The organism is Paenibacillus cremeus (assembly GCF_007786445.1).
GTDB classification, from domain to species: domain Bacteria; phylum Bacillota; class Bacilli; order Paenibacillales; family NBRC-103111; genus Paenibacillus_G; species Paenibacillus_G cremeus.
On record NZ_VNJI01000031.1, the window covers coordinates 1 to 18,992 of the forward strand.

13 protein-coding genes are annotated in these 18,992 nt (G+C 50.6%); 2 read left to right on the forward strand and 11 right to left on the reverse strand.

The window, feature by feature from the left end; genetic code table 11:
- Positions 1-432 precede the first annotated feature (432 nt).
- The 7 genes from FPZ49_RS21660 to FPZ49_RS21690 form a co-directional block, all read right to left on the reverse strand.
- Positions 433-1,968 carry an ATP-binding protein gene (locus tag FPZ49_RS21660; protein WP_144850865.1) on the reverse strand — a complete coding sequence of 512 codons (1,536 nt, stop codon included), beginning with the start codon at positions 1,966-1,968 and terminating at the stop codon, positions 433-435.
- Between the two features lie 180 nt (positions 1,969-2,148).
- Complete coding sequence (locus FPZ49_RS21665; protein ID WP_261381528.1) at positions 2,149-2,841, reverse strand: DUF2294 domain-containing protein; 693 nt, start codon at positions 2,839-2,841, stop codon at positions 2,149-2,151.
- Between the two features lie 194 nt (positions 2,842-3,035).
- The gene (locus tag FPZ49_RS21670) at positions 3,036-4,049 is read right to left on the reverse strand and encodes a zinc-binding alcohol dehydrogenase family protein (RefSeq protein ID WP_144850869.1); all 1,014 of its coding nucleotides are present in this window, start codon (positions 4,047-4,049) and stop codon (positions 3,036-3,038) included.
- Positions 4,050-4,188: 139 nt separating this feature from the next.
- A complete protein-coding gene (locus FPZ49_RS21675) occupies positions 4,189-5,448 on the reverse strand; it encodes an efflux RND transporter periplasmic adaptor subunit (protein WP_261381529.1) in 1,260 nt (419 codons plus the stop codon).
- Positions 5,449-5,463: 15 nt separating this feature from the next.
- On the reverse strand, positions 5,464-8,586 hold the full coding sequence (locus FPZ49_RS21680; RefSeq protein WP_144850871.1) for an efflux RND transporter permease subunit: 3,123 nt from the start codon (positions 8,584-8,586) through the stop codon (positions 5,464-5,466).
- 147 nt (positions 8,587-8,733) lie between these two features.
- A complete protein-coding gene (locus FPZ49_RS21685) occupies positions 8,734-10,119 on the reverse strand; it encodes a sensor histidine kinase (RefSeq protein ID WP_144850873.1) in 1,386 nt (461 codons plus the stop codon).
- Positions 10,116-10,796 carry a response regulator transcription factor gene (locus FPZ49_RS21690; RefSeq protein WP_222429945.1) on the reverse strand — a complete coding sequence of 227 codons (681 nt, stop codon included), beginning with the start codon at positions 10,794-10,796 and terminating at the stop codon, positions 10,116-10,118. The genes FPZ49_RS21685 and FPZ49_RS21690 overlap by 4 nt, the downstream gene beginning before the upstream one ends.
- 120 nt (positions 10,797-10,916) lie before the next feature.
- Between FPZ49_RS21690 and FPZ49_RS21695 the strand changes: the two genes are divergently transcribed.
- A complete protein-coding gene (locus FPZ49_RS21695) occupies positions 10,917-11,900 on the forward strand; it encodes an aldo/keto reductase (RefSeq protein ID WP_144850877.1) in 984 nt (327 codons plus the stop codon).
- Between the two features lie 57 nt (positions 11,901-11,957).
- On the opposite strand, the gene FPZ49_RS21700 is transcribed toward FPZ49_RS21695, so the two are convergent.
- From FPZ49_RS21700 to FPZ49_RS21715, 4 genes are all read right to left on the reverse strand, one after another.
- Entirely contained in the window at positions 11,958-12,749 is a 792-nt protein-coding gene (locus FPZ49_RS21700) for an AraC family transcriptional regulator (RefSeq protein ID WP_186445984.1), read from the reverse strand.
- A gap of 168 nt (positions 12,750-12,917) precedes the next feature.
- Positions 12,918-13,613, reverse strand: coding sequence for a phytanoyl-CoA dioxygenase family protein (locus FPZ49_RS21705; protein WP_144850881.1), 696 nt, complete (start codon positions 13,611-13,613; stop codon positions 12,918-12,920).
- Between the two features lie 98 nt (positions 13,614-13,711).
- Positions 13,712-15,733, reverse strand: a complete 2,022-nt coding sequence (locus FPZ49_RS21710; protein WP_144850883.1) for a beta-galactosidase — start codon at positions 15,731-15,733, stop codon at positions 13,712-13,714.
- A 96-nt stretch (positions 15,734-15,829) separates the two neighbouring features.
- Complete coding sequence (locus FPZ49_RS21715; RefSeq protein ID WP_261381530.1) at positions 15,830-17,284, reverse strand: MDR family MFS transporter; 1,455 nt, start codon at positions 17,282-17,284, stop codon at positions 15,830-15,832.
- A 125-nt stretch (positions 17,285-17,409) separates the two neighbouring features.
- Here FPZ49_RS21715 and FPZ49_RS21720 point away from each other — a divergent pair, with 125 nt between their 5' ends.
- Positions 17,410-18,936 (forward strand): histidine kinase N-terminal 7TM domain-containing diguanylate cyclase, encoded by a 1,527-nt coding sequence (locus tag FPZ49_RS21720; RefSeq protein WP_144850887.1) that lies wholly within the window; start codon positions 17,410-17,412, stop codon positions 18,934-18,936.
- Positions 18,937-18,992: the final 56 nt, after the last annotated feature.

Below are 18,992 nucleotides of genomic sequence, written 5' to 3' on the forward strand. Positions count from 1 at the left end.
CCTACCTAGAGATCGGTATGGACTATTTGAATCGTGGGAAGTCAAATGTTCGTGAACTTAATAAGTCTGCCGCCATTAAACTCCTTGAAGCTGAAGGGTTTATGGTTACGAAGCTAGAAGCCTAATAATCCCGAACCCTCAGGAACTGCCGTACTGGTAGTTCAGCTTTGTTATGCCTTCTTTCGATCATACGTGCGTTGATTTTCATAAAAAAAAGCCTAAATAATAGCTGCTCTCGCAAACTCTTATTTAGGCTTATGTCCAGCGCACTCTCTGGTTCATTACAGCCAAGCTATTCATTTACATTCGGAATATTGATGGTTGAATGTCCAAGCATAATCCTATAAGGCAAAGAACGTCTAAATCCTTAGCCCAAACCCTATTTTAATCATTTTAAGCGAAATTAGCAAGGATGCCAAAAAGAGACCTATCCTATTTATCAAATTCCTCAATGGCTTGTTGTAAGGTCCCCATCGTCACTACTTTTTCATGTAACGCAATACCTAATTCAACCACGGTATTCGTTATTTCAGGGCGAATTCCGGTAATAACCGCTTTACATCCTTGGATGGCCACTCCATTAATAATTTTAAACAGATGGGACACAATCGCCATATCAATATAGGAAACACCTGATAAATCAATAATGAGTTGTTTAATTTTTAACTGGTAAATCTTAATTAGCACATTCTCCTGTAATTTTTTAGCGCGGAGCGTATCCAAGGTTCCCACCACTGGAAGTATAGCCATCTTATCTGAAAGGGGGATTACAGGTACGGATAGATTCTCGATCGACTCACGTTGGGATTGAAGGACCTCATTCTTATACATAGAATAACTGGATGCAAAATGTTTTAAGTAAGAATCGAGATTGAAATTCACTTGACGCTCAAGCTCAAAAAATTCCATTTGGCTTTGTTCTACATGTTTATAGTAATTAAATAGAAAATCCCAATATAATTTACGCAAATTTTGAATCCATTCGAGCTTCAATATTAAATCCAAATTCATTCTCGCCCAATTCCTGCCGTGTTCCTTGGCATGCATAATCAAGCCGTGTTCATTTCTTTCGTTAAGCATTTGTACCACTTGGCGTGCTGATTCAAGGATAATCTTTAGGTCAATTCCCTCTGAGTCCTGAATGATTTGGAATAGCTCTTGCCCTTTTGATTTAAGCAATTCGTAGAACGTTTCCTGATTGTTCGTGTAAAACTGCAAAAAATCATGATTCTCCACGTAACTCAACTTCAAATGTACCACCCCTTGTTGTATCGTATATTGTATTGGTAATTGTATGGAAAATACCGTTCCTTTCCCAACCTCGCTCTTCACACTAATTTTACCGCCATGCTCATAAATAGCTGTATATACTTGGGTTACTCCCATCCCGGTACCCTCCGCCTTGGAGGTATAAAAAGGGGTGCCCAGCAAGCTTAATTTTTCTTTGGGAATGCCAACCCCGGTATCCGAAATCGAAATTATCAAATCCTGATTTGCTTTCACATGCTTAATGACGATGCTTCCTTTTTCTGGAATCGCTTCAAATGCATTTTTTATAAGATTAAAAAACGCTTTTTTTAATTGATTTCTCTTCCCATAAACCCTTACATCCGTGTCCGAGAATTGTTTCTCAATCGAAATTTGATAGGATTTCTCTTGAAACAGATACAATAAAGATTCCAGCTCAGCAGATAGGTTAATGGAATCGAATGGCTCCTCCTCCAAATCCGGTTTAGAGACATGTAATAAATTTTGTAACGTGGTGAGAGCGTTCTCAAGTTCGGAATAGGCATAATCCAGATACTTGTGCGACGTTTCGTTTTTAAGCAATTGAAGAAACCCTTTCACTGCAGTTAAAGGATTCTTAATTTCATGGGCAATCCCCGCTGCGATTTGACCAATGGAGGCTAAACGGTCTAACGTAAGGTCGGATTCGCTAACCCTGTCATTTCCATTGACTACAGACAATAGTGGCCCCTTCTTTCGATGTATTGATCATCTTCCTAATGAATCTGTATACAGCAGCCTTCATGGATGCAATCGTTTATCCCTCCGTTAGTAAAATAAATAAAGCCTAAATAAAAGCTGCTGTCCGCAACTTTTACTTAGGCTTATGTCCAGCGTTATCTCTGGCCCATTGCTACCAATTTATTGACTAGGATTCAATATAAAAACCATGACGCTTTTATCCAGCTGAAAGTCCCAGTCTACAAACAAATCAACTATGTTCATATTTAAAATTCGTTCAAAATGATTGTTGTTATGAAAATAGCTTTTTTCCAGATTTCCTTTAGCCAGCTTTAAGTTCAATTCTTGTCCCAGTCGAATTAATTCTTTTTCTATAGAGATCAGAATACCATTCCGGACCACAACAAGCACTCGATCATTGATCATGTAGGAATTGATTTCGGCAGGTATTTTTTCTACCTTATGACTAATATCGGCAATCTCCTGGTGAAGCTCTTCTTTGCCCAAATAAGCCTCATCTTTGATCCCTGATTCGCCTTCGTCAGATTCAATCCCTACGAATACCCCTGAGTGATTATGTATTCCCCAGTCATAGTAGAATTCCTGGAAGTTGATACCCGATAGTAGTGAGGAATAGGCATTAATCTCAGGTATTAAGGTCTTCATCAGCAAGTCTCTTGTATGCTGAATCGAGAAAACTTGATCTTGTTCGAGGAGTATCTTTTCCGTCGGTGATAATAAGCCCCGCATATAAAACACAACATAGGGCCGACGAATGCTTACATGAATAGACTGAGGTCCTTTGCCGAATGCCTCTCTTAGTAATCTCCCTACATGACTGGCTAATTCGAACTGAACTGCTTTCTCATCCAACAACAATCATCCTTACGTTTTGGGCAAAAGCGTTTTATCTTCCACCCATTTATAATTGTACCCATTTTTTTCTGCCCAGGCAATCATTCTCTTAAAATCCACTACATATAATTCCCAATCCTGATATTACTCATTCATTATCATTACTTATGAAGAATATCGTTAGGATACCCTGATAAATGGCAAATCATAAATTATAGCTCCACAACAGCCTTGATCACACCGGTTTGCGGATTCATCCATTGCTCATAGGTGTCGATCATCTCGTCAAAACCGGCGCGGTGGGTAATAAATGCCCCGGTATCCACCTTGCCGTCGCGAATACTATCAATGACTCGGGCAAAATCTTCACGGGTTGCATTCCGGCTGCTCATCATCGTCATCTCACGCTTATGAAACTCCGGATCGCTGAAGCTGATGTCGGCCTTCACAAGACCTACGTAAATGAGACGACCGCCATGGGAAACGTATTGGAGCGCGCTCTCCATCGACTTGGCATTCCCCGTCGCATCTAACACCACCGTCGGAAGATCGCCTCCTGTGATCGCTTCAATCGCCTGCAGCGGCTCATTTGTCACGTTCACGACTTCATCCGCCGGAGCCCATTGTTTACAAAATTCCAGCCGCTCCTGATTCATATCCAACGCGATGACTTTGGCCCCCGACAGCTTCGCATACTTCATCACGCCAAGTCCGATCGGTCCGGCTCCAATGACGAGTGCGGTCTCCCCCGGCGTAATGGCCGCTCTGCGTACCGCATGCGCACCAATGCTGAGGCATTCGACAATCGCGCTCTGATCGAGCGTCAAGCCGTCGGTCGGAAGCAAATGGTCTGCCCGCACGGTCATATATTCGCGCATGCCGCCATCTTGGTGTACACCAAGCACACTCATCTGCGTGCAGCAATTCGTTTTTCCTTGACGGCAAGCGATACAAGTCCCGCATTCGAGATAAGGCATCACGGTCACGATATCCCCGGGCTTCAGCCCTTGCTCATTCGCGCCGATCTCGACGATCTCCGCCGATAATTCATGCCCCAGAATGCGAGGATAGACGAAATAAGGCTGATTGCCGCGATAAGCATGAATATCGGTGCCGCAAATCCCAACCCGTTTAATGCGAATTAATGCCTCACCTGCTGACGGTACTGGGATTGTCGTGTCCTTCATTAAAAATCGGTTCGGTTCTTCACAAACGATCGTTTTCAACTTTATTCCTCCCTGTGTGCTTTCAATTGTTCCCTCCTTACTTTTTCTACACGGGAAGGGAAATTCCCCCTATGAAATAGCAAAAAAAACCTTCTGCCAAGTTATGAACCGGCAGAAGGCTTTGACCAATCGATATAAATCACTTCGCTGCTTCGATTTTTTGCCCGTCTTTCAATTGATTCTGACCGGAGACGACGATGGATTCGCCCTCCTTGAGGCCCTCAATCACTTCCTGATACGTTTCCTTCACTCGGCCCAGCTTCACCTTCCGCTTCTCCACAACGTCGCCCTTGGCCACGAACACATAGGCGTCTGCGCCTTCACGCACGATGCTCAGCATCGGTACAGCCACCTGCATCTGATCCGCCTCATTCGTCAGCTGCAGCAGTACACGCGAGCCCGGCTTCAGCTTCTGATCCGCATTCGCAACCTCCAGCTCGAGCGAATAGGTCTTCGTCTGAGCATTCATGACGGAGCTGAGGAAGGTCACAGGTGCCTTGGCCTTTTGATCCGGCGTATCGGCGCTGTAGTACGTCAGCTCCTTCTTATCCTTCACCAGCTGATATGCGGAGTCGGTCAGCTCGGCTTTAAGCTTCACCGTATTCACCTGCTGTACGGTACCTGCCTTGGCACTGCGGCTAACCGTCATGCCCTGCTCAATCGCAAAGTCCGAGAGCACACCGGACGCCGGAGCCTTGACGTTATAGTCGTCCAGCGTGCGGTTCGAGTCCTGTACGGACAGCTGCGACGAATTGACCTGCGATTCCTGCGAAGCCAGCGAGTTGGTGCTGTCCAGCGCGTTCAGCTTATTTTGAATCGACTCGACGTCCATCCGCGCATTATTGTACTGCTGCTCGCTCTGGTCGAGATCTTTCTTCGCGATCAAGCCCGAATCATACTGGTTGCGAGCTGTATTATAGTCCTTGGTTACATTGGTAAGCTGCTCCTGCGATTTAGCCAGCGAGTTCTGCAGATCCTTACGGTTGTTCTCGATATCTTCTTTGGATTTGTTCAGCATCTCCTGCGAAGAATTCAGGTTCAGCTCGTTTTTCGCTAGCTGCGACTGGGCATCCTTGCTGTCAACGCGGAAGAGGACATCCCCTTCCTGTACCGTATCGCCGCGCTGCTTCAGCACCTCTACGACTTTCCCGTCTACTTTAGGCATGATATCCATCGACAGCGAGGAAGCGATATCGGCTACCTGCTCCCTCGGCTCACCGACGACATGCTTGCTGACCGTTTCGATTTTGATCGGACGCTGTGCTGCATTGGTGGCAACCGCCGGACTAGCGGGCTTGGCACAGGCAGCCGTCATGGCAGCCGCCAGCACCAGCACACTGATCGTCATCCCGAGCTTTAAGCTGCTTTTTTGCAAACGAACTTGGTTTTTCTTTAGCATCTCCCTGTTCCTCCCTTACATTCCTAATGCATTGCGGTCGTTTGCTGGTGCAGCTTGCTCGCGGTGCATCCGGCGGGCCACTTTGCTTTTGATAGATTCGATCAATTCGTACACAATCGGAACGACAACCAGCGTCAGCAGCGTCGAAGTCGTCAATCCGCCGATGACAACAACGGCAAGACCTTTCGAGATCAATGTCCCTTTCGTCAAGCCGCTCGCCAGTGGAATCAACGCCACAATCGTTGCACCAGCCGTCATCAAAATCGGACGTAGACGCACCATACCGGCTTCCACCAGTGCATGTCGCACCGTATAGCCTTGTTCACGCAGCTGCTGCGCACGATCGAGGAGTACGATGGCGTTCGTTACCACAATCCCTATGAGCATCATAAAGCCGATGAGCGACGTGATGTTCAACGATTCTCCACTTAACAGCAAGCCGAGCAAACCACCGATGGCAGCCAGCGGCAAGGAGAACAAAATCGCGAACGGTGCGCTCGCATTTCCAAAGGCCAGCACCATCACAAGGAAGACAACGGCAACCGAGACACCCATAGCTACAAACAGCTGGCTAAAGCTTTCTTGAATATCTGCGGTAACACCCTTCACTTCGCGAATGACACCCGACGGCAAATCTACGTTTAGCAAATCTGCAGTAATACGGTTGACGACGCCGCCTTTATCCTTGGAATCGACCTTTGCAGTTATAGTAACGACCTGCTGCTGATGATCCCGCGCAATCGACACCGCAGCGTCCTGCTCGCTGATATTGGCGATTTCGTTCAAGTATATCGTCGAGCCGTTGATTGCTTTGAGCGGAATTTTGCCCAGCTTCTCAATCGAATTTTTGTCTTCTTTATTCAGAACGACATTCGTTTTATAGATGATGCCATCGAGCTTGATGTCGCCCAGGTTATCCTTTTGAATCCAGCTGCGGACGGTATCGCGCACTTGAGCCGCGCTCAAACCGTAAGCTCGCGCCCGGCGTTGATCCACTTGGATGTTCACTTCCGTCTTGGAATCGCTCAAGCTGTCCTCGACCTCGCTAAGCTCCGGATAGGTTTGCAGCTTGGCTTTGATCGCCGCGGCCGCTTGCTCCAGCTGCTTCTGATCGTCGCCTTTGAGCGAGTAGGAGAAGTCAGTAGTTGTACTGCCGCCGCCCTCGAGTGAACGTGGCGTCACTTCAGAGCCCTTCGGAAGATCGGCAAGAATGATTTGCTTGTACTCGTCCTTCACCTTCGCCGGGTCGACATTCGCGTTGACCTCGACGTACAGCTCCATCATATTCGGAACTTGTTCCGTCCCGATGCCACCCGGCATACCATTTCCGCCGCTGTAGCCAACAAGCGCCTCAACATAATCGAACAAGGGCTCGCCCTTCGTATCCTTGGCGTCCATGAACATGCTTTCCAGTGCCTTGGACTGCTCATCCGTCGCTTGGATCGACGTGTTGTTCGGCAGCTTGATCTGGTAATACATCGCCCGCGGCTCACTGCCAGCAGGCTGGAACGCAACCGCCAAGTTAGGAATAATCGTTACAAGCGAAACAATAAACAGCAGACCGGAAATCAGCAAAGTTTTGATCCGGTTATTGAGCGACCAGACCAGTATTTTTTCATAACGTGCCGTTACTTTGCCCTTGGCATGCTCGTCATGGCTGGAAACCTTTTTGCCTCCCAGCACAAGCAGCTTGGCCAGCATTGGAATAACGGTCAAGGCCACAAGCAGCGATGCGAGAAGCGCGCAGCCGAGCGTAATCGCAAACGGGCGGAAAAATTGTCCCGCAATCCCGCTCACCATCCCGATCGGTGCGAATACACCGACTGTAGCCAGCGTAGACGATGTAATGGCCATCGCCACCTGCTTCGTTGCCTTCGCGATGACGGATTCATTGCGTTCGTGCGCCTTTTGCAGCTCGGAATAAATGTTTTCGATGACGACAATGCTATCATCAACAACCCGACCGACGGCGATAAACATGCCCCCGAGGGTCATGATGTTCAGCGTAATGCCCAGCTGCTTCATCAGCATGAGTGTAATAAGAATCGAAAGTGGAATGGATACCAGCACGATCAGCGTCATCCGCATGTTACGCAGGAAAATGAGAATCATCAGCGAAGCAAGCAGTGCCCCTGCGATCCCTTCCTTCAGCATGCCATTGATCGATTCTTTGACCGAATCGGCGCTGTTAAAGATCGACTTGAACTCTACGTTCGGCAGCGTCGTCTTCCAATCTTTCATCAGCTTATCGGCACTATCTGAAAATTCAACGGCGTTGGCGCTGCTCGTTTTATACAGCTCAATCCCGATGCCCGGCTTGCCGTCAAGCCGCGCCATGAAATCAGAATCCGCTACCGCATTGATTTTCGCAATCTGATTGAGCTGTACCGTGTCTCCGCGGCCAGTCGTAATTTCCATTTGCTCCAGGTTGTACAGGCTGTCCAGATCGCCGCTGATGCGCGCCATCTTTTCATTCCCGTTCACTTCCACCGTACCCACCGAACCGTTGTTCAGTGCGGCGCGGATCGCAGCCGATACCTGTGAAGGAGATAATTGGTACGTGTTTAACGCATCGGCGTTCATCTCGATGTCCATCGAGGTTTCGCGAGTCCCGATCGACTCCAGGTGGTCAATCCCCTTAATGCCTTGAAAGCCGGGCTTGATCTGGTCTTCGAACACCTTATCAAGCTCCGTTTGGCTCATCCCGTCCGCCTTAACGACAAGATAATAAGCCGGCATGGAAGCAAAACCGAATGTCGAAGCTTTAGGTGTGCCTGCGCTTGTCGGCAGCTTCACATCTTGGAGCAGCGATTCGATATCCTGCTTTTTCTTATCAATATCTACGCCGGTCTCAAACATAACGGTAATCGAGGAAACATTTTCGTTGGAACGTGAAGACAATGTGTCTATGCCGTCAATATTGGCTAGCTTCTCCTCGATCGGCTTGGTGACTTCCTCCATCACGTCCATTGGTGAAGCCTGATAAGTTGTCGTAACCATAACCATTGGCAACGAAATGTCGGGCAAATTCTCTACTTTCAGCTTCATCGCCGAATATAAGCCGCCGCCGAACAAAATCACAATGATGATCAGCACGGCCGTAATATTTTTCATCGAAAATTGGGTCAACCGGTTCATACAGTACTCCCTCCTAAGCGGTCGCTCATCTAGTCTGAATAAAGATAACGGAGGAATATGAACGGAGCATGAACTGGGAGTGACTGATGTTTGAACATTGTTTTCCACGCCAAATAAGCCCGGTAGAATGGTGCACCGAGCTCGAAGCTACTTTTTCTTCGTCAACGTTTGAAAGCCGGGGAGCACGACGGTAAAAGCGCTGCCTTTGCCCCACTCGCTGGTCACTCGAATCGTTCCGTGGTGCAGATCGACGATCTTCTTCACAATGGCCAGTCCAAGGCCGCTGCCACTCTCATCGGGACGTCTGGCGCGATCCGCTTTGTAAAATCGTTCAAAAATACGTTCCTGATCCTCCTTGGTCATCCCAATGCCGTTATCGCGGATGGTGACGGAAATATCGTTCATGCTCGTCTCTAGCTTTACCTTCACCGTACCGCCGTGCGGCGTAAATTTGAGGCTGTTGCCTAGAAGGTTCATCCAAACCTGGTGCAGCTGATCTTCGTCGGCATGAATTTTCGTCACCGGCAAATCGAGCTCGAACTCGATGTCCTTCACCGACCAGATCGGCTCCATCCCCACAATGACGCTGCGAAGTTGTTCGTCCAGCTCGTATGTGCGCGGCTGGAACGGGTGATGCGCCGATTCGAGCGACGCCAGCTTCAGTAAATTTTCGCTAAGCCTTGAAACCCGCTGCGCCTCAGCCTGAATGATGGCCAAATAGCTGTTTCGTTCTGCTTCGGACATCGAGGTATTCTGCAGCACCTTCGAAAAGCCCGCAATCGAGGTCAGCGGCGACTGAATCTCATGCGAGACATTGGATACAAAGTCACTGCGCATATGCTCCAGCTGCTTCAGCTCGCCTGCCATGTCATAGAAGCTGCGCGCCAGCTCCCCCAGCTCGTCCTTGCGCTGCAGCCCGCTGAGCGAAATTTCGAAATTCCCCTTGGCAATGCGCCGCGCACTCTGGGACATCAGCTTCAGGGGATCGACCAGATACCGTGCCGCTACCATTATAAATAGGCTCCCCCCGAGTAATACGACGGCCAGCGACGTGAACAGCACGGCTTTCACATTGTTTCTCGTTTCTGGGAACACCGGCTGCAAAAATAAGGCGTAACGCTGACCGTTCGATGCTAGTACCGGATAACCGACTACAAAATCAGAGCTTGATTTCTCCTGTTCAATCGCTCGTTCGCCTTGGAGCACCTGCTGGACCATGTCCGGGCTGATCGTCCGCTTTCGTTTCAAAGCTTCCTTATAGCCATAGGCCTTCTCCGCACCCGCGGGACTGAACAGACTGACGTAATAGGAGTTCAAAATTTTACGAGAGCGCAAATAGCTGTCCAGATCAACCCCATTCATCCGTCCGTACATGTCCGCCAGGTCCTCCGCGAAGCCGAACACTTCCGAATGAAACTGCTCGCTCAGACGCTCACTGAACAGATAGCTCGTCAGTACAAATGCCAGCACCAAGCCGAACACGACGGCCGTGACAAAGGTGAATACGACCCGGCTGTAGAGCGACTTCATCATGACCGCACCTCAAGCTTATAGCCGAGACCGCGGATCGTCGTAATGACAAAGCTGTGTGCCTCCTCGGCAAATCGTTCCCGCAGCCTTTTGATATGCACGTCAACTGTCCGCTCGTCTCCTTCGTAATCGTGCCCCCATATTTGCTCAATCAACTGATTCCGGGTAAAAATTTGATTCGGATGACTCGCCAGCTTATACAGCAGCTCAAACTCCTTCAGCGGCAATACGAGCTTCTCATCACCCCGATACACCTCGTAGCCTTTTCGATCCAGCTCGATGGCGCCCAATTGGATTTTTTCAGAGGAGCTAATGCGGTACCGCTTCAGCAAAGCCTTGACCCTTACGACGAGCTCCCGCGGATCAAAGGGCTTGACCACATAATCGTCCAGTCCCAGCTGAAACCCTTTCACCTTGTCCGCCGTTTCCCCTTTCGCTGACATCATGAGCAGCGGCATATCGGGATAGCTCTTGCGAATTTCCCGGCAGAGCTCGAAGCCATCCATATAAGGCATCATCAAATCCAGGATGACCATATCCGCAGCGGTGCTTCCCAGTTGAACCAGCGCCTCCTGCCCATTCGACGCCTCCTGAATCGTGTAGCCTTCCTCCCGAAGACATACCTTGACGAGCTGCCGAATATGGTTATCGTCATCCACCACCAAGATCGAAACCGACACTTCTGTTCCCTCCTCCGCCCATCGCATCCTTTGTTTAAGGTTCCATGCGCTCCCTAAAATTATCCATTTGGAGTATAATGTTGTTGTTATATATCCTGCTGAAATGAGGGAGATCAATCGATGGACTACGTGAAGTTTGGACGAACCGGGATGGATGTATCGCGGCTGTGCTTGGGGTGCATGAGCTACGGCGATCCCGACCGGGGAACGCACACTTGGACCTTGAACGAGGAGCAAAGCCGCCCGTTTATCAAACGAGCGCTGGAGCTGGGCATCAACTTCTTTGATACGGCAAATGTGTATTCGGACGGGACCAGCGAGGAAATTGTCGGACGCGCCTTGAAGGCCATGGCCAACCGGGACGAGATCGTCATCGCCACCAAAGTGCATGGCCGAACGCGCCCAGGTCCGAACGGAGCCGGACTTTCCCGCAAAGCGATTCTCAGCGAGATCGACCTCAGCCTGAAACGGCTTGGCACCGACTACGTCGACTTGTATCAAATTCACCGTTGGGACGACAAGACGCCGATTGAGGAAACGATGGAAGCTCTTCACGACGTAGTCAAAGCCGGCAAGGCCCGATACATAGGCGCATCTTCGATGTATGCGTGGCAGTTCCTCAAGGCGCAGCATGCTGCGGAGCGCAACGGCTGGACGAAATTCGTCTCGATGCAAAATTATTTGAATCTGCTGTACCGGGAAGAGGAACGGGAAATGCTGCCGTTGTGCCGCTCGGAGCAGATCGCCGTCATCCCTTGGAGCCCGCTGGCCCGGGGCCGATTGACGCGCGATTGGGACGAAACGAGCGAACGCTCGCTGACCGATGAATTTGGCAAGCGTCTCTATACGGCCATGGCTGAGGCGGACCGAAAAGTGGTGGAGCGCGTGACCGAGGTGGCGGCTACCCGTGGCGTTCCACGCGCGCAGGTCGCCCTCGCATGGGTGCTGCAAAAATCGCCCGTGACCGCGCCGATCGTAGGAGCAACGAAGCCGCACCATCTGGAGGATGCCGTGGCAGCCGTCTCGCTGAAGCTGACTCCGGAAGAAATCGCCAGCCTCGAGGAGCCGTATGTACCGCATCCGATTATGGGCGGGCTGAACTAAACAAACAAAGGGTCGCAGTGAGGAGTGATTTATACTCGCTGCGGCCCTTTTTCTATTTTAAGCGCGAGAACGGTGCTCCCGAGGAGACAGCCCGCGAAATTCCTTAAATTGCTTATTAAAGTAGCTCAACGAATGAAAGCCGCATTCGAACGCAATTTCGGTGATGGATTTCTCCGAGTTGTCGAGTAAATGCATAGCGGATTGAAGCCGCAGCCGATTGATAAATTCATTGGGCGTCAGGCTGGTGATATCCTTAAACCTTTTGTAGAACATCGTTTTACGCACGTGCGATCTCTCGATCAACGGCTCCATTTCCATCGGCTCGGAAAAATGAGACAGCATATATTCAATCACCTGAAGCATATGGGGAGTTGGCTCGTGCTGTGCCTCATGATCTTGCTGTACTTCCGTATAGCAGCGGTAAATCTGAACGAGAATGTCGATAAAGGATTGAAACTGCTTCGCTCGCCAGCCTGGCAGCTGCTGCTGCTCCTCGAATACCGCTTGCCCCGCTGCCTTATGGATCGCTTGGGCATAGGGGCTTTGCGCCGGGATTAAGGGCGAGAACTGATCGGCCGCATAGAAAGGTGTCAGCAGCTTATGTCCTTCCGGGATGGAGCGAACGATGGATGGCGAGAACAGAATCATCGTCCATTGGATCGGCTTAGCCGGGTCCAGCGCCAAATTCCAATGCGGCTCGAAGGGCCGGAATATAAAGACATCCCCCGGCTTTCCGTGATAATCCCGATCGATAAGGTGGTATTTGGCGTCATTTTCCAGCAAAACGCTGATTTCCAATGCATAATGAAGATGCGTCTCGTGCTCGGTTAATCGACCTGTCTTCGACACGAAACTGATTTCCTTGTTCAAGCGGATGTCATCATAAAACACGGGGCTCCCTCGATTCCTGACAACTGGCCTTTCGTTGCCATCGTACCTCCTCTACGCGAATTCGTAAACAAAAAAATTCCCAGCAGCGCATCCGCACCACTGAGAATGAATTTCCTCCAACGCTCATTACTTATACGAACTTAAATCTTCGCGATCGGTCAGCAGCTTTCCGGTTTCGGCATATCGGCATACCGCTGAAGCCACCTGGAAGGCATACGCCCTTCTGGGCAGATTCGTATGATTCGTCTTGCTGTGGTGCAGCGTTTCGCGATGGAAAATGACCGCATCACCAGGGGCCATCGGCTGGCAAGGAATTCCGTTGTCCGGTTCGGCCGCACGGCGATGCTTCCCGGGCTCGTTCAGGTTCGCCTGCCTTCCTAGCCGATGCGATCGAGGGGCCAGCCACAGCCCAGCGTTCTCTTGGGTAATCGTATCTAAGGCGATGAAGCCGTTAAGCATATGACCCAGGATATGGGTGTACATATTGTCCTGGTGCCACGCCAAGCCTTCCCCATGCGGGGGAACGACTGCATACATGCCCATCCACAGCTTGACGTCGCCTCCCAAAATCTGCTCGAAGCACTCGATGATTCGCTTGGAAGTCAAGAAGCTTACCGTTTGCGGAAAAGACTCGCGGCTCTTATCGAAATGGATGATGGCATTCGATTTCCATTGCCCATCTTCGGAATGCCGATTGGCAAATTCCGTATTTTCTTGGTTAATTTGATCGACCTGATCCTTTGTTAGGAACCCCGGCGCGTAAAAATAACCCTCTCGATAAAATTGCTCCACCATGTCTTCCGTTAAAACAAACTGGGACATTCGACAAATCCTCCTCGGCTTGGATATGTCCTAACTATATCGAAGCTCCGTAGGGAAAACTTCTCGAATGCCGCTCGTTTTTTTGCACTTTTGTTCACTTACACTTCTTCTAATATCATAACCCCGTACGCTGCCAACGTTACTGCCGATTCCGGAGCGTATTCGCTTCGGCTGAGCAGATCGCGATAAGCGCGCTTGTTCAGATGAACGCTAGCTTGCTGTTTATTGTGATTAAGCACGAACGTAAAGGTTTTTCCGTCCTTATGCCGCTGGGTCAGCTCAATGCCGCTGTCGGCGCGAAGCGGAGCTGCAAGTCCAAGCTGATCGCACAGGGACGCGCATAAATCCGAGATGAAGCGCTCGTCCGCATCCGTAGCAACATAATACGCCTTCCCTTTGCCGTAGGCGTTCTCCGTCAACACCGGCATTCCCGCGTAGAAGTCGTCGCCATACACCGCGAGCGAGGTCGCCCCCTCCAAATGCAGCAGGTCGCACAGCATGCCGCAAGCATATTCACCCGTAACGTGCCCGAACGGAGTCTCTACGATGATGCGGTTTTTCAGCTCCGGAGGCAGGCTGTCGATTTCCTCCACCCAGATGCCTAGCAGCCCGCGAAGCTCACCCGGATATCCGCCTAATGTCACCAGGTCGTTTTCATTGACAATGCCGCTGAAGAACGTGGTTACGAACGTACCTCCTTGCTCCACGAAGGACTTGACGCGCTCGGCTACACCCGGCTTCAGCATGTAGAACACTGGCGCGACAACCAGCTGGTACCCTGACAGGTCACTCAGCGGACTGATGACGTCTACGCCGACGTTCATATCGTAGAACGCTTTATAATATTTTTGCGCCTGGGAGGCGTAGTTCAAATCCACGTTAGGACCGCTCGTAATTTCGATCGCGTTCCACGTATCGATATCAAACAACAGCGCCACCTTCGACTCGAGCCGGGAATCCAGCAGCGTATCGCCGAGCTCCTTCAGCTCCGCACCCAGCTGGGCGCATTCGCGGAAGACGCGCGTCTCCTCATGACCCACATGCTCGATCACCGCCCCGTGATACTTCTCGCACGCCCCGAAGGATCTCCGAAGCTGGAAAAACATGACCGTATCCGCCCCGCGAGCCACGGCCTGATAGCTCCACAGCCGCATCACACCCGGACGCTTCAGACTGTTGTACGGCTGCCAGTTTTGCTGGCTCGGCGTTTGCTCCATCAGCATGAAGGGCTGGCCGTCCTTGAGCCCGCGCATATAATCGTGACGCATCGCGACATTGCACATCGGCTCGTTCATTTGCGGATAGCTGTCCCACGAAACCACATCCATGTGCTTCCCCCACGTGTGCAGATCAAGCCCGTTGAACAGTCCCCAAATATTGGTGGTGACCGGAAGCTCCGGGGTAATCCGCTTGACCGCGTCATATTCCCCTTGATAGCACGCGAGGATCGAATCGGACATGAAGCGCTTGTAGTCCAGCGTCATGCTTTGGAAGCAGCGGTTGTCTCCATTCAAATTCGTAGGCGGCACGATCTCCTCCCAGTCGTACACCGTATGACCCCAGAAGCTCATGTTCCACTGCTTGTTCACTTCTTCGATGGTTTGGTACTTCTTCTGCAGCCAGACCCGGAACGCCGAAGCACATTGATCGCAATAGCAATGAGGCCCGTATTCGTTGCCGATATGCCAAATGAGCAGTGCCGGATGGCTGCCGTAACGCTCGGCCAGCTTTTCAGCCAATCGGGTCGAATAATAGCGGTACGTCTCACTGTTTGGGCAAAAATTCACGCGTGAGCCATGCGATCGCTTCCGTCCGTCGATATCGACCGGCAGCACCTCGGGATACTTGCGCGACATCCAGGCCGGCTGGGCAGCTGTGGACGTGGCTAAGCAGGCATAAATCCCATTTTGTTCGATTAAATCCAGAAGCTTGTCCAGCCATTCGAACGAATACACGTCCTCCGACGGCTGCAGCTTGGCCCAGCTAAACACCGGCAGCGTTACAATGTTAATACCGGCCTTCTGAAACAAAGCCATATCCTCATGCCAAATTGCTTCCGGCCATTGATCCGGATTGTAGTCTCCTCCGTACCAGATCGTTGGCAGCTTGCGGTTGATCATTGGTATCCCCATCTCTGCTAAAGTAAGTTTATGAACCATTATAACCATTTCTTTAGAGGAACATATGACTCGATTTTGACTACTAACAACGTTATTTTAACTTCTCGATTCCAGCGCTTTCGAGGAGTCCATCCGTCGTTCTCTCAAAATGAAAGTCAAAGGAATGGCGAATAAACAAATCACCGTTGCGACCAAAAACACATCCTGTACGCCCATCGCCATCCCTTGTGCTCGAATGAGCTCCGTAACAGCCGCCGCCCCATGGCTCAGCTCCTTCTGATGGGTCAAGGATCGGGCGGCGAGCAGCGAGCTGAACACCCCGATGGACAACGCCCCGGTCGCCTGCCGTATCCAATTCGTCACCGACGAAGCATGGCCCGACTTCTCTTTGGGGATGGCTGACATCCCTGCGTTCATGACCGGCATGAAGGCCAGTGCAATCCCTACGTAACGGATCGTCATCCAGGCGGCCACGTATACTTTCGAAGCCTGCAATTGGATGTGGCTCAGCTCCCAGTTCGATACAAGCAAGAGCCCAATGCCGCACATGATGAGCCAGAAAGGCCCCGTGCGGTTGTACAGCTTCCCGACAATCGGGGAACAGCAAGCCATCACCAGCGAACCGGGCAGCAGCACCAAAGCGGTAGTAAGTGGAGTGGATTGCTGAATATCCTGCAAAAACACAGGGATCAAAAATGTACCCGAGTACAGCGATGCCGTGATGATGCAGTTAATAATCAAGCTGTAGGTAAAGCGGCTCGTTTGAAACACGCTCAGGTTGAGCAGCGGTTGCTTCAAGCGGAGCTCCCGGCGAATGAAATACACCAGCGTCATGGCCCCGACCACCAAACAGGTCAGTGTTTTCCAGGAGGTCCAGCCCCAGCCGTTGCCTTCACTGAACGACAGGATAATCAAGAAGCTGCTGAGCAGCACGGTGATAAATCCGGGGAGATCAAACGTTTTGGATGAGGCCGGCTTCTGGTAGGGCAGGCATTTGAACGCAACGGCGATCGCGATAAGTCCGATGGGCACGTTCAGCAGGAATAGCGAGTGCCAGCCCCAATATTCCGTGAGCCAGCCGCCAAGGGTCGGGCCGAACGCCGGAGCGAGCATCGAGGATAAGCTCCACAGGCTCATCGCGAACGGCTGCCGGTCTTTTTCAACAAATTGGTAGATCATGGTCATGGTTGTCGGGATGATTAACCCGCTGAAAGCACCCTGCAGTGTGCGGAACAAGATTAGCGAATGAATGCTCCAAGCGACAGTACAAAGCAGCGAGAATAAGGTAAAGCCGGACAACGCGCTGATGTACAGCCGTTTATAGCTGAAGCGATCGCCAAAATAGCCGACCACCGGAGCAACTACACCCGTCGCTAGCAAAAATCCGGTAATCACCCACTGCACCTCGCCCAGCTCCGCATGAAAATAGTTCAAGAAGAGTGGAAACGCTACATTGATCGTGGTCGAGCTGAGGATGGACATAAAATTCCCGAAAAAAATGGCTAAAATAATGAACCAGAAGGCCGAATTACCCGTTTCCTTAGTAGACACTTTCCCCATTCCTTCTCTCTTCATCATTATCTAACCTGATACGCTTAATCAAGGATCATACTACTCCGAATATTTAATATTTGCTATAATGATAAAACATTCTTAGGAGTTACGAGGTAATCAACATGCTGCTACATACGGAGTTCCCGTTTTCCACCTTATTCAGCTTCTTCGTCTTTATGGCCTTAGCGCTGTATGCTCTCCCATATCGTAAAGCACCCGGTGCTCTCTATTTTATCTGTTATATCTCGCTTAGTGCAATTTTAGCGCTGGAAAGCGTCGGCGAGCTTGTCTCGGCATCGCTTCCTGCCAAGCTCATCTGGCGCAACCTCGAGCAAATTCCGTTGTTTGCCAGCGCCCCCCTATTTTGCGGCATGGTGATGGAATTGACAGGCTTGGATCAAAAAAAGCTTCGAGCCCGGCTATTCTGGTTCAGCCTCCCGATTGCTGTTTACCTGCTGCTGATCTTTACCGATTCCTACCACCATCTCATGCGGAGTCACATCTCGATTGAATCGTTCGGCAATGCATCCCGAGTTCAGGTGCAGTCCACCACCCTAAGCCTGCTCTTCTTGGCCTACGATCGGGTTCTCTTCATGTTTTCCGTCGTTTTTCTACTGTATCGTCTGCAATTCGTCTCCCGCTACAACCGCAGTCAATATTGGCTTATCATCTTAAGCTGCGTGATTCCGTATATTTGCTTCCTGCTGGCCAATATCATGGATATCGATATCAATGTATCCGTAGCCTCCGTACCAGGCGGACTGATCCTGTGCGTGGCGATTTTCCAATATAAGCTGCTTCGAGTGCGTCCGATCGTGAAGGACAAAATCATTGAGCATATGAAGGAAGGGGTCGTGGTCTTGGACCCGAATCATGTCATCTTGGACTTGAACCCCTCTGCCGTTCAGAGCTTTGCGAAGCTGGGTTGTACCACCCATGCGCGAAAGCTTCTGGGGCAGCACCTTCCATCGATCTTCGAGGCTCAACCGGAATTGCTGCTGCATGTGGAAAACACCACAGAGAACGAGTTCCGACTCGATGCGCCGCCGCATTACTTTTCGGTCAGCTTGCTTCCGATTAAGAGCCGAAGCCTGCGGACGGGGACGCTGCTGATTTTTACGGATATCAGCGATCAAGTAGCCTACGAGACCGAGCTTGTACGACAGGCCACCGTGGATGGCTTAACCCAAGTGTACAACCGGCAGTACATGGTCGAAACAACCGGCACGTTAATGCTGAAGCATACCCTGCTATCGTTCATCCTGATTGATATCGATTATTTCAAATCCATTAACGATCTGCATGGCCACCAGACCGGAGATCGGGCCTTAACCCAGGTGGCGGCGATCATTCGGGACACGGTTGGTGATTCGGGAACGGTCGGCAGGATGGGTGGCGAGGAGTTTGCCGTTTCGCTGCCTGACATCGAGTTAATCGAGGCGTTACACTTAGCGGAGGCGATCCGGCTGCGCGTTGCGCAATCGGTCATCGTGAATGAATATTCGGGGGCGGAGCTGTACTGCACCGTAAGCATCGGCGTCAGTACCATGCCATCCGGCGGGTTGCCGTTTACCGAGCTGTACCAAGCGGCGGACGACGGATTGTATCAATCGAAGCATAAAGGACGTAACTTGATTACGGCCATTTGAAAATAAACCGCACTTCACTACAGTGAAAATGCGGTTTTTTTGCTATTCTACCTTAC